The following is a 12096-nucleotide window of genomic DNA, read 5'->3' on the forward strand; positions in this document are numbered from 1 at the left end:
CGTACGCCCCGGCCGCCGACCTTGACGCCCTCCTGACACCACCCCTGAACGGACGTTCGAGCCATTCAGGGGTGGTGTCAGGGAAATGTCAAGGACGGCCGGTTCCCCGCCAAGCCTGCGTCAAGAGCCGCATGGCGCGGCCGGATCGGGTGGTGGGCTGTCGGCCGTTCCCCGTCGCCACCGAGCCCGCCGCCCCGCCGCTTCGGGGGCGGCCCGGAAGGTCCCCGAGACGATGCGCCGTTCGGCCCTCACCACCCCGGATGCCACCGCTGCCACCGCCACCCGAACCGACTGGTTCCGCCGCCCAGCGCCCGCACCCGAGCAGCCCCCGCAGCACCATCCGAGCCACCGCCCGTCCTCACCCAAAGGCCGCCGCACGCTGATCACCCGACGGCAGCTGGCCGAGGCACTGCCCGCCGCCGTCCGCAAGCTCGACCCGCGTGTGATGGTGCGCAACCCGGTGATGCTCGTGGTCGAGACCGGCTCGGCGCTCACCACCATCAGCGCGGTGATCCACCCGAGCGTCTTCGCCTGGATGATCTCCTTCTGGCTCTGGCTGACCGTGCTGTTCGCCAACCTCGCCGAGGCCGTGGCCGAGAGCCGGGGCAAGGCGCAGGCCGAATCGCTGCGCCGCGCCCAGGCGGGGACGACGGCCCGACGGCTGCTGCACTGGCGGGTCGGCACCCGCGACCACCGCCACGAGGTGCTCCCCGCCGAGGAGTTGATGCTGCACGACATCGTGCTCGTCCCGGCCGGGGAGGTCATCCCGCAGGACGGCGAGGTGGTCGAGGGCGTCGCGAGCGTCGACGAGTCGGCGATCACCGGCGAGTCCGCACCCGTCATCCGCGAGTCCGGCGGCGACCGCACCGCCGTCACCGGCGGCACCAGGGTGCTCTCCGACCACCTGATCGTCCGGGTCACCTCCCGCCCCGGGCAGAGCTTCGTGGACCGGATGATCGCCCTGGTCGAGGGCGCCGACCGGCAGAAGACGCCGAACGAGATCGCGCTGAACATCCTGCTCGCCTCCCTCACCATCGTCTTCCTACTCTCGGTCGTCTCGCTCCAGCCGATGGCCATCTACGCCCACGCGCCGCAGACCACGATCGTGCTGGTCGCGCTGATGGTCGCGCTGATCCCGACCACGATCGGCGCCCTGCTGTCCGCGATCGGCATCGCCGGGATGGACCGCCTCGTGCAGCGCAACGTGATCGCCCTGTCCGGCCGGGCAGTTGAGGCCGCAGGCGACGTCGACGTGCTGCTCCTCGACAAGACCGGCACCATCACCCACGGCAACCGCCGGGCCGTCGCGCTGCACCCGCTGCCCGGCGCCACGATGGAACAGCTCGCCGAGGCGGCACAGTTGGCGTCCGTCGCGGACGAGACGCCGGAGGGTCGCTCGCTGATCGAACTGACGTACCGTCAGTACTGGGTGCCGCCGAGGGCCCCCGGCGAACTGGGCGAGCAGCAGCCCGTGCCGTTCACCGCGCACAGCCGGATGAGCGGCGTCGACCTGCGCTGGCCGGACGGCAACGGCTGCCTGATCCGCAAGGGCGCGGCCGCGGCCGTCGCCCGCTGGGTGGTGGACTCCGGCGGGCGACTGCCGATGGAGGCCAAGCCGCTGGTGGACCGGATCGCCGAGACCGGCGGTACTCCGCTGCTGGTCGCCGTGCACGACCGGCACGGCGCCCGGGCGCTCGGCGTGGTCGAGCTCAAGGACGTGGTCAAGGAGGGCATCGCCGAACGCTTCGCCGAGCTGCGGCGGATGGGCATCCGCACCGTCATGGTCACCGGCGATAACCCGCTGACCGCCAGGGCGATCGCGGAGGAGGCCGGCGTGGACGACTTCCTCGCCGAGGCCACCCCCGAGGACAAGCTCGCCCACCTGCGGCGCGAGCAGGCCGCCGGGAACATGGTCGCGATGACCGGCGACGGCACCAACGACGCCCCCGCCCTCGCCCAGGCCGACGTCGGCGTCGCGATGAACTCCGGCACCCCGGCCGCCAAGGAGGCCGGCAACATGGTCGACCTCGACTCCAACCCGGCCAAGCTGATCGACATCATCCGAGTGGGCAAGCAACTCCTCATCACCCGGGGCGCGTTGACCACCTTCTCGATCACCAACGACGTGGCCAAGTTCTTCGCGATCATCCCCGCGATGTTCGCGAACGCCTACCCCGGGCTGCACCACCTCAACATCATGGAACTGCACAGCCCCACCTCGGCGATCGCCTCCGCGATCATCTTCAACGCGCTGATCATCATCGCGCTGATCCCGCTGGCGCTGCGCGGCGTGCGCTACCAGCCCGCCTCCGCGACCGACCTGCTCCGGCGCAACCTGCGGGTGTACGGGCTGGGCGGGCTGATCCTGCCGTTCCTCGGGATCAAGGCGATCGACCTGCTGATCCAGTTCGTGCCGGGACTGGGCTGAGCCCTCCGAAGCGGCGGACCTGTCAGAAGGCCGTCAAGATGTGCGCGACCGGCGTCATGACGGTGTCAGCGGCAGTACGGACGGTGCTGTTCCGGGGTTCACTGGAGTCATCCGAAGCAAGGAGTACCGAACCGGCGGAACTCGACCGGAGTGACCTACCGGGGAGACGGAGGCGAACGGCCATGACCGGCACATCCCGAGTGATCGTCGGCTTGAGTGGATCACTGAGCAGTCTGGCCGCCCTCTACCACGCCGTCGGCGAGGCGGCCCGGCACGAGGCCGTGCTGGTGCCCGTCGCCGCGTGGACGGCGGGCGACAAGGACGGGCTGCGCCCGCTCTCCGAGCTGGAGCACGCCGCCCGGCGGCGGCTGGACATCGCCTTCGAGCAGGCCTACGGCGGCTACCCTTCCGGCCTGGTCATCCACCCCATGGTGGTGAACGCCGAGCCGGGGCCCGCCCTGGTCGCCGCCGTCACCGGCCCGGACGACCTGCTGGTCCTCGGCGCCGCCACCCGGCGCGGCTTCGACCGGCTGCGCGGCACGTCGGTCGCCCGGCACTGCCGGCACCGGGCCGGCTGCCGGGTGGTCGAGGTCTCGCCGTCGGCGCTGCTGACCCGCCTCGAACTGCCCGCCCGTACGGGGGCACCGCTGCCGCTGCTCGCGCGGTGAGCGCGCAGCCGTCCCGACGCGCCGCTACGCCGGACCCGACAGGTGCGCGCTGAGCCAGCTGAGCGAGGGCGGGATCAGCCGGTTCCAGGTGGTGAAGTTGTGGCCGCCGGTGTCCACCGTCGCCTGGACCACCACCAGGGGCGGACGGGCGGCCGCCGCGAAGGCGGTGGAGTCGGCGTAGGTGCTGCCGTCCTCCTTGCTGTCGGCGAGCAGCACGGCGAGAGCGGGCGGCGGCAGGTGGGCGAGGCGCCAGTTGAGGTCCGCCTCGTCGCGGCGCTGCCGGCTGCCGCCGAAGAGGTCGCCGGTGGTCACGTCCTCCGGGGCCTTGAAGTAGCCGGAGAGCGAGGCCGCGACCGGGAAGACCTCCGGGTGCACCATGCCGAGCTTGAGGGCGCAGTAGCCGCCGGTCGAGTCGCCCATGACGCCCAGGCTGTCCGCGCCGCCCAGCACCCGGTAGGAGGCCCGCAGGTCGGCGGGCACATCGGTGGTGAAGTAGGTCTGCGCCTGCGGGCCGTGCGGGATGTCCTCGCACTCGCTGTCCCGGGGCATGCTGGGCGAGGGCCGCATCAGCACCAGTACGGTCGGCTTCATCGTCCCCTTGTGCAGCAGGTCGAGTTCGGTGGCCGGGTAGCGCAGCTTGGTGACCAGGTTCTTGGCGTCCCCGGGGAAGCCGGTCATCACCAGCACGGCCGGGAAGTGCCGACCCTCGTTGCCGGGCTGGAAGTACTGCGGCGGCAGGTAGACGTACCCGTCGGTGCTCAGCCCGGTGGTGGTGCCGGGCAGCCGGACCTGGTCGAGCCGGCCGATCCGGGCCGGGTCCCGGCTGGCCGAGCCGGCGCCGGTGATCTCGGCCGTGCCGAGCGTCTGCACCCCGGGGCGCCCGCCCGCCGGGGTGCCGGTGGCGCCCGGGGTGCCGGTCGCGCCCGGAGTGGTGCTGGCGCCCGGAGTGGTGCTGGCGCCCGGAGTGGTGCTGGTGCCCGGAGTGGTGCTGGTGCCCTGGATGACACCGGCGCCGTGCTCGCGCCCGAGCAGGTCGGACCAGCTGCTGTAGAAGATGAAGTAATCGTTGACGGCGAGCCCGAGCGTGGCGAGCAGGGCCACCTGGGTGAGGGCGATGGTGCCCAGCCGCAGGAACATCGCGGGCCAGCTGCGGACGGCGAGCCTGGGCCAGACCCAGAGCGTGCCGAGCACGGTGGCCACCGCGAGCAGCGCCGCCAGCGCCAGCAGTTTGTGACTGGTGAGTCCCATCCGTCCCGGCCTCCCCTACCACTGTGGACCACCGGCCGGGGAAGAGGATCCCCCACCCAGGGTGACCGCCTCGTCACTGCCTCCGGTCGGCCAGCGCCTGCCACACCTGGTCGCGCAGGAACGGCGGGTCGGTGAAGCGGATGCCGGTGGCGTCGCGCAGCGCGTTGGCGAAGGCGGGGGCGACCGGGTTGAACGGGCTCTCGCTCATCGACTTGGCGCCGAGCGGGCCGATCGCGTCCGAGGTGTCGGAGAAGTGCACCTCGGTGCGCGGCACGTCGGCGTACGCCGGGAGCCGGTAGCGGCGGAAGGCCGCGGTGGTGACCTCGCCCCGCTCGTCCAGCAGCACCCGCTCGAACAGCGTCGCGCCGAGCGCCTGGGCGACCCCGCCCTCGACCTGGCCCCGGCACTGCAGCGGGTTCATCACCTTTCCGGCGTCGGCGCCGTGGACACTGCGCAGGATGCGGATCTCGCCGGTGTCCGGGTCGACGGCGATGCGGAACCACTGGGAGTTGAAGGCGATCGAGCGCGGCGAGCCGCCGAAGTGGCCGTCGGCGGCGAGCGTGACGCCCTTGCCGCGGGCGGCCTCGAAGATCTCCTTGAGCGTGATCACCCGCCCGTCGCACTCGACCGCGTCGGCGGCGAGCCGCAGCAGGCTGCGTGGGGTGCGGGCGTACTCGGCGGCGAAGGTGAGGAGTTGCTCGGCGAGCGCGTTGGCCGCCTTCATCACCGCCTTGCCCGCGACGACCGTGCCGGCCGAGCCGAAGGCGCCGGTGTCGTGCCGGACGACGTCGGTGTCGGACTGCCGGATGGTGATCCGGTCCACGGTGGTGCCCAGGGCCCCGGCGGTGATCTGCTTGTGGACGGTGGTGGTGCCGTTGCCGAACTCGGCGGTGCCCACGGCGATGTCGTACGTGCCGTCCTCCAGGAGCTTCACCGTGGCGTCGGCGATGTGGCCGCCAGGCGGGCCGCAGGCGATGGCCGCCATCGCGAAGCCCTGGCCCACCAGCCAGCCCTCGGGGGCGAGTTCGGCACTGGTGTCGTTCGCGAGGGCGGTGCGGACGACGCCGAGGCACTGGTCGAGGCCGTAGCTGGCGATGTGGAGGTCCTCCTCCTCGCCGAGCGGGCCCTCCATGTGCTCGCCGGGTCCGATGATGTTCCTCTCGCGCAGGACGAGCGGGTCGAGGCCCAGCCGCCGGGCGAGCTCGTCCATCGCGGACTCCACCGCGAAGGTGACCTGGCCGAGGCCGTAGCCGCGGAAGGCCCCGGCGGGCACGCCGTTGGTGTAGACGGAGTACGCGTCCACCTTCTTGTGCGGTGCCCGGTAGACGCCCATCGACTCGCCGACGCTGTGGAACATCACCGCCGGCCCGTGGTTGCCGTACGCCCCCGTGTTGGACACCACTCGGAACTGGATGGCCGTCAGGGTGCCGTCCCGCTTGGCGCCGAGCTTGACGGTGATCCGGAACGGGTGCCGGGTGGTGGCGCCGTAGAACTGCTCGGCACGGGTGAACTCCAGCTTCACCGGCCGGTGCAGCCGCATCGCCGCGAGCACCGTGATGTCCTCGGTGAGCATCTCCTGCTTGCCGCCGAAGCCGCCGCCGACCCGGCCCGCCACCACCCGGACCTTCTCCATCGGCAGGTCGTACAGGTCGCACAGGGCACGCCGGGTGAGGAAGGGCACCTGGGTGGAGGACCGGACCACGATCCGCTCCTCCCCCGTTTCCTCGGCCTCCTCGAAGTAGACGACGCAGCCGTGGGTCTCCAGGCTGGCGTGCTGCACCCGCTGGGTCCGGAAGGTCTCCTCGTAGACGAGGTCCGCCTCGGCGAAGCCCTGTCCGACGTCGCCCGTCTCGCCGTGGGCCTCGCCGCAGACGTTGTTCTCGGCGCGGGCGATCCGAGACTCCGGGCCCTTGGGATGGATCACCGGCGCACCCGGGGCCATCGCCTCCTCCGGGTCGATGACGTAAGGGAGTTGCTCGTACTCGACGGCGATCCGGCGGCAGCCCTCCTCGGCGGCGGCCTCGCTCTCGGCGACCACGGCGGCGACCCGCTGGCCGACGAAGCGGACCACGTCGTCCAGGACGCGGGTGTCGTCCGGGTCCTCGGTGGGGTGCTCGTGCCGGGCGGAGGAGTACAGCCGCTCGGGCGCGTCGCGGTGGGTGAGCACGGCGTGCACGCCGGGGACGCGCAGGGCGGCCGAGGTGTCGATGGAGACGATCCGGGCGTGCGGGTGCGGGGAGCGCAGCAGCTTCATGTGCAGCAGTCCGGGCACGTCGAGGTCGAAGGTGTAGCGGGCGGTGCCGGTGACCACCTGCGGGCCGGCCGGGGCACCGAGGCTACGGCCGACGGCCTGGCCGGCGCACGGCGATTCGGTGTGCTTCACGCCCCGGACCGCGTCCTCGATCGCCCGGTAGCCGGTGCAGCGGCACAGGTTGCCCTTCAGGGCGCGCGGCAGGTCGGTGAGCTGCTCGGCGTCCAGGGCGGAGGTGGTCATCAGCAGGCCGGCCGTGCAGAAGCCGCACTGGAAGCCCTGGGCGTCCAGGAAGCGCTGCTGCATCGGGTGCAGTTCGCCGTCCCGGCCGGCCAGGCCCTCGACGGTGGTGACGGAGCGGCCCTCGGCCCGGACCGCCGGGTAGAGGCAGCTGTGCACCGGCTCACCGTCGACCTGGACGGTGCAGGCGCCGCAGTCGCCGGCGTCGCAGCCCTTCTTCACCCCGAACCAGCCGCGTTCGCGCAGGTAGGTGCGCAGGCACTGGCCGGGGCGGGGCTCGGCGTCGGTGGGCTGCCCGTTGACGTGCATCGCGAAGCTCATCGCGCTGCCTCCTCTGTCAGCTCGTGGCGGATCTGCTCGGCGAAGCGGAAGGTCAGGTGCCGCCGCCAGGCGGGCAGCCCGTGGATGTCGTCGACGTACTCCTGCGGCCGGATGCCGTCCCGGACCGCCTCCTCGACGGCCGCCGCGTTCGCGCCGGGCGGGAACCAGAGCCGGATCGGGCGGACGGTGGAGGCGGTGACGGTGAGGGTGAGCGAGCCGTCCACCGGGTCCAGGGTGCCGATCACCAGGGCTGCGGAGCGGCCCAGCCCGTACAGCGAGGCCTGGCGGAAGGCCGTGCGGCTCGCCAGGGCGCGAGCGGGCAGGGTGATCGAGCGCAGCAGTTCGCCGGGCCGCAGGTCCTTCCGCCCGGCGCCGGTGACGAACTGCGCGACCGGGACGCGGCGCTGCTCGCCGGAAGGGGCGCGCAGCAGGCAGACGCCGTCCAGGGCGGCGGTGAGCGAGATCATCGGGCCGGCCGGCAGGCCGTTGCAGAGGTTGCCGCCGACGGTGGCCAGGTTCCAGATCTTCCAGGAGGCCAGGAAGGCCCGGCAGCACTGCTCGACCAGCGGCGCGGCCGTCCACCCGGCGGTCCTGCCGTAGCGGGACAGCTGGGCGACGGTGCAGGTGGCGGCGATCTCCAGGCCGCCGTCCGGGGTGCGGGTGAGCGGCTCCCAGCCCATCCGGCCGAGGTCGATCAGCCGGCGGATGTGCGGCTGCGGCTCGGAGAACAGGTACGTCCCGCCGCCGAGCCAGGCGTCGCCGGGCCGCCAACCCCCGCCGAGACGGGCGTCGCGCATCTCGGCCACCGTGTTCAGATCCATGTCGCCCCACCGTCCTCGGCCGGTCCCGTTCCTTCGGTAGGCCGATTGAAGCCGCCGGCGCACGGGCGTCACGAGTGGGTCCGGGCACCATTCGCACCGGTTGCGCACTGGTTGATCGCCCAAAGGCGGCCGGGGAGTTGGCCGCTCCGCATGCCCACGTCGACAATTCTGTCGAAGTTGACATGACCGGGCTATGCTGGCGACAGGTCCGCAAGATGAGTCCCCGCCCCGTCGACGTCCGCACCAATCCCGGCGCGCCCGACCGGAAGGAGTCGAGACCCATGGACCGCAGGAGTCCGGCCCGCGACCACGCCCACGTCTGCTCCCGAACTTCCGAGCCGCCATCCGGCAGAACTCGGCCCACTCGGTGACGTTCTGACGTCACGTCAACTCGGCGGACCGGACTTCCACCCGCCTGGTCGTCCAGGCGTGCCCCGGGCCGCCCGCCACCGTTGTACGGAAGGTGAGTCGCCGCGCCCGCCCCCAACCCCCGGCGCCCCTGCCGAGGAAGAGGTTCCCCATGACGACGTCCCGGCTCTTCCCGCGCCCGCGCGAGGCGGCGGTCCTGCTCGCCGCCCTCGGGCTGCTCGTCCTGGAGGAGGTCGCCCTCGGCATGGCGCAGGAGGAGGACCGCCCGGTGATCGGCGGCATCCTGATCGGTGCCTCCTGCTCCGGGCTGCTGGTGGTCGGCGCGGTGCTGTTCAGCCGCTGGCTCGACGCCCGCCGCCCGCTGCCGCTGCCACCGCTCGGCCCCAACGGGCGCGAGTACAGCGCCCGGGCGCTCGAAGGCTTCCCGATGGAAGCCGTCCGCCCCCTGCTGCTCGCCGAACGCGCCCCCCAGCTCGGCCAGTTGTACTCGGCCTGGATGCTCGCCAAGGCCGGCCGCCCGGCACCGTGGATCGCCCGGCGGCTCGACATCCCGCTCGACGCCGTCCAGCTCCTGACCGACGCCGCCCGCACACACACCGGCCCCCGACCGCTGCCCGGGCCCTGACCCCCGGGCCGTGATCGCAGCGGCGTCGGCCCCGCCACCGCAACGCGCGGTGCCGGGGCCGACGTTCGGGTGCGAGGTCAGCTCTCCCGGGCCGAGGCGTCGTCGATCAGGAACGCGGTGGTCGGGGTCGCGCCGGTCTCGTGGGAGACCAGCTTGAGACCGATGGTGGTCCCCCAACCGACCTGGGCGATGACCGAGGAGAGATCCACCGACTGGTACTGGTAGCCGTTGGTCGGGTTCTGGCTGCTCCAGGTCTTCACCGTGCCGATCGGCTGCCCGGTGTACTGGTTGATCGCCACCAGCGACAGTGTGTCGGGCGCGGTGGTGGAGGCGTTGGCCGACTCGGTGTCGAGCCAGAAGGAGAAGCCCGCCCGCCCGTAGCCCGGGTAGGTGTTCAGGTAGGTGGTGATGGAGTCGTCCGTCCCGGTGTTCTGGCCGAGCCAGGCGTACCACGAGCCGGAGTGCGGCGCGTGCAGGCTGGACGGGGTGATGATGTTGTACCCCGACGGGCTCCAGGCGTCCGTCATCACGGTGTGGTTGACGTCCGCCGAGCCGTTCTCGAAGCCGGGGTCGATGAGCTGCTCGATCGAGCCGCAGCCCGTCCCACCGGCGGCGCTGACGTTCTCCCAGAAGCCGGTGGACGCCGCCTTGCCCGCTGCGTCCGTCGCCGTCACGGTGATCCGCTGGTAGCCGTTGGTCGCGGCGGCGGTGCCGGAGATCACCCCACTGTTCGCGTCGATGGCCAGCCCCTGCGGCAGCCCGGTGGCACTGTAGGTGAGGGCCGAACCGCTGCTGGACACGCCCACCGCCGGGACCGACAGCGGCTGCCCGGCCTTGTCGGTCCGGTCACACATCGTGCTCACCGAGACCGGCGGACCGGTCACCACCGGGTCCGAAGCCATGCACAGGTGGTCGGTGTTGGACCACAGGGTCTGCAGCGGGAAGCTGCCCGTCGGCAGGTCCTCGAAGAACAGCCCGCCGTTGGCGCCCTTCGGGATCCAGGCACACTTGTCCCCGACCTCCTGGCCGGTGGCGTCGGTCCAGCCGCCCGGGGTGTTCGGGTCGGTCACCGTCTCCGCGTACTCGTGGCCGCCGATGATCCCGTAACCGTCCAGTCGGCCCCTCGGGGTGTTCTCGCCGAACCAATTGGTGCCGCAGCCGGCCACATCCGTCAGGTACGGCATGTTGGTGTAGGCGAGCTGGCCGTACGGCGAGCGCTGGAAGTCGTGCCAGGCGCAGTAGCCCAGCTCCTTCCACTTGTCCGGGTCGGCGCCCTGCGGCGAGTCGATGACGTACTGGACGTTGCGGTTCTGCGCCTCGGTCAGGTTGCCGAAGTGCTTGGCAGCGGCCAGCGCCTCGGCACCGAGCTGCGGTTCGGTCGCGGCCTGCGGCGCGGGGGCGCCGTTGTCCACCCAGACACCCGCGAGCACGCTCCCCGCCTGCGGGTACGGGATGTGCGCGGCCCCGGCCGGGCACTGGACGGAACCGGCCGCTATGCCCTCGCAGTACTGGGTCAGGACGGCACTCCAGCCGTCGCCGGCGCTGCCGAGGCCCTTGAAGAAGTCCTGCTGGTACGGGGCGGCCTGATCCGGGTCCCCGGTCGTCACGACGTCGCCGGTCGAGTTGGTCGACGGGGTCCCCCACTGGGAGCCCCAGAGCACCAGGTAGACCTTGGGCGCGCCGATCACCACGCCGGTCGACTCCTGGCCGCCCTTGTAGGTGACCTGGAGGTCGTACTGGTTCGCGACGTTGCCGTCGCCGTCCTTACCGCTGCCCGGGTCGGCGCCGTCCACCAGCTGGGGAGTCTTCCCGCCACCGGTGTTCGCCGTGGCTACCGGACCGGTCCTGGCGGCCCTGGCCCGGCGCGGACCGGACTTCTGCGGGGCGGCGGCCGTCTTCGGGGTGCCCGGCTGAACCGCGACGGTGGCAGCCCGCGGCGCGTGGGAGTCGGCCATGGCGGACAGCGGACTGCTGAGCGCTGCGCCGGCCAGCGCGGCCGCGAGGGCCACCAAGGCGGTCCGCGGGGCGCGTTGGGCGCCCGTGGAGGTGCGGGATCGGAATCTGAACACGGGTCGGCTTCCGTCTCTCGTGACGTGGGGGAGGGGGACGCACGTTTGCGGCAGGCATGCAGAGCTGACTGATCGCCAACGGGGTTGCGACGAGACGGGGAACCGGGTCTCACCTCGGGGCGCCGCTGTGCAATGCGCCATATGATATTTCACCGCCCCTCGCGCACAAGGCCCCGCACAGGACACGACGCAATGCCACCCGTCCACGGGCACGCCGCCCGACACACTCCGGCGCGCCACCGCACCCGTCCCACCAGGGCCGATCACCCCCGGTCCGGCACCACCGCGACCGGCTCGCCAACTCCACGGGCGGGCAGGGATTTTAACCGCCCCTTACCCGACCCGACCTCGCCTTGACACTCCCCCCGCCAGGCGCCGCCCGCCCCTGGTCAGACCCGTCGGCCCACGTTCGCCTGCGCCACCAGGAACGGCACCAACCCGCGCTCCGCCAGCGCCGACCGCCAGGCGTCCCGCGCCTGCACCAACTCCCCCAGGCCCTCGGCCTCTTCGGCCGCCGCCGAGCCCTGGGCCCGGGTCGCCGCCCCCAACAGCCCCAGCCCGCCGACCAGCAGGCACACCGCCGCCACCCCGGCGGCCACCCACCCGGCGGTCACCAGCGCCCGCCCCAGCACCTCCATGTCCTCGGCCAGCCCCAGCAGGTAGCCGAGCAGCAGGAGCACCGCGGCGGCCGCGGCGGCGACGATCGGCACTATCACCCCCAGCACCCCCCACCATCCGGACGCCCGCTCCCGCGCCGGTGCGTCCACCGGCAGCCGGGCCGCCGAGTCGGCGTCCGCCCGAAGCGCCGCGTACCGCTCGTACTCCGGTGCCGCCGCGGCCAGCACGTACTCGGCGTTCTCCCGCGCCGTCCGCCGCAACCGCTCCCCCCCCCCCCCGCGACTCCTCCCCGCTGTCCCGCAGCGCGGCCCGCACCTGCGGCGCCGCCAGCGCCTTGCCGAGCTCGGTCTCGAAGTCGGCCCGGTCCTGCTGCGGCAGTCGAAGCGGCCTGTCCATGCCGTGCCCCCCGTTCGCTGTCTCACGTATTTCTACAGAACT

8 protein-coding genes are annotated in these 12096 nt (G+C 72.6%); 3 read left to right on the plus strand and 5 right to left on the minus strand.

Annotated elements, in window-relative coordinates; translation table 11 throughout:
* Nucleotides 1-232 precede the first annotated feature (232 nt).
* Both kdpB and ACZ3UD_RS12000 read left to right on the plus strand, forming a co-directional pair.
* The gene (kdpB, locus tag ACZ3UD_RS11995) at nucleotides 233-2428 is read left to right on the plus strand and encodes a potassium-transporting ATPase subunit KdpB (RefSeq protein ID WP_465585436.1); all 2196 of its coding nucleotides are present in this window, start codon (nucleotides 233-235) and stop codon (nucleotides 2426-2428) included.
* Nucleotides 2429-2610: 182 nt separating this feature from the next.
* Nucleotides 2611-3096, plus strand: coding sequence for a universal stress protein (locus ACZ3UD_RS12000; protein WP_465585438.1), 486 nt, complete (start codon nucleotides 2611-2613; stop codon nucleotides 3094-3096).
* Nucleotides 3097-3120: 24 nt separating this feature from the next.
* Here ACZ3UD_RS12000 and ACZ3UD_RS12005 read toward each other — a convergent pair whose 3' ends face one another.
* From ACZ3UD_RS12005 to ACZ3UD_RS12015, 3 genes are all read right to left on the minus strand, one after another.
* Nucleotides 3121-4344, minus strand: coding sequence for an alpha/beta hydrolase (locus tag ACZ3UD_RS12005; protein ID WP_465585440.1), 1224 nt, complete (start codon nucleotides 4342-4344; stop codon nucleotides 3121-3123).
* 73 nt (nucleotides 4345-4417) lie between these two features.
* Nucleotides 4418-7156: a molybdopterin-dependent oxidoreductase gene (locus ACZ3UD_RS12010; protein WP_465585442.1), complete on the minus strand. Its 2739-nt coding sequence runs from the start codon at nucleotides 7154-7156 to the stop codon at nucleotides 4418-4420.
* A complete protein-coding gene (locus ACZ3UD_RS12015) occupies nucleotides 7153-7977 on the minus strand; it encodes an FAD binding domain-containing protein (RefSeq protein WP_465585444.1) in 825 nt (274 codons plus the stop codon). The genes ACZ3UD_RS12010 and ACZ3UD_RS12015 overlap by 4 nt, the downstream gene beginning before the upstream one ends.
* Before the next feature lie 520 nt (nucleotides 7978-8497).
* On the opposite strand from ACZ3UD_RS12015, the gene ACZ3UD_RS12020 reads away from it, so the two are divergent.
* On the plus strand, nucleotides 8498-8971 hold the full coding sequence (locus tag ACZ3UD_RS12020) for a hypothetical protein (RefSeq protein WP_465585445.1): 474 nt from the start codon (nucleotides 8498-8500) through the stop codon (nucleotides 8969-8971).
* A 77-nt stretch (nucleotides 8972-9048) separates the two neighbouring features.
* On the opposite strand, the gene ACZ3UD_RS12025 is transcribed toward ACZ3UD_RS12020, so the two are convergent.
* Both ACZ3UD_RS12025 and ACZ3UD_RS12030 read right to left on the minus strand, forming a co-directional pair.
* Entirely contained in the window at nucleotides 9049-11040 is a 1992-nt protein-coding gene (locus ACZ3UD_RS12025; protein ID WP_465585447.1) for an Ig domain-containing protein, read from the minus strand.
* A gap of 389 nt (nucleotides 11041-11429) precedes the next feature.
* Nucleotides 11430-11918: a hypothetical protein gene (locus tag ACZ3UD_RS12030; protein WP_465585448.1), complete on the minus strand. Its 489-nt coding sequence runs from the start codon at nucleotides 11916-11918 to the stop codon at nucleotides 11430-11432.
* Nucleotides 11919-12096: the final 178 nt, after the last annotated feature.

It is taken from the genome of Kitasatospora sp. NPDC023118 (assembly GCF_055560875.1).

What these genes read in the sequence shown, in the direction of transcription:
- ACZ3UD_RS12005 (WP_465585440.1), bottom strand. Translation starts at nt 4,344, where the DNA reads ATGGGACTCACCAGTCACAAACTGCTGGCGCTGGCGGCGCTGCTCGCG.
- ACZ3UD_RS12020 (WP_465585445.1), top strand. Translation starts at nt 8,498, where the DNA reads ATGACGACGTCCCGGCTCTTCCCGCGCCCGCGCGAGGCGGCGGTCCTG.
- ACZ3UD_RS12010 (WP_465585442.1), bottom strand. Translation starts at nt 7,156, where the DNA reads ATGAGCTTCGCGATGCACGTCAACGGGCAGCCCACCGACGCCGAGCCC.
- ACZ3UD_RS12000 (WP_465585438.1), top strand. Translation starts at nt 2,611, where the DNA reads ATGACCGGCACATCCCGAGTGATCGTCGGCTTGAGTGGATCACTGAGC.
- ACZ3UD_RS12015 (WP_465585444.1), bottom strand. Translation starts at nt 7,977, where the DNA reads ATGGATCTGAACACGGTGGCCGAGATGCGCGACGCCCGTCTCGGCGGG.
- kdpB (WP_465585436.1), top strand. Translation starts at nt 233, where the DNA reads ATGCGCCGTTCGGCCCTCACCACCCCGGATGCCACCGCTGCCACCGCC.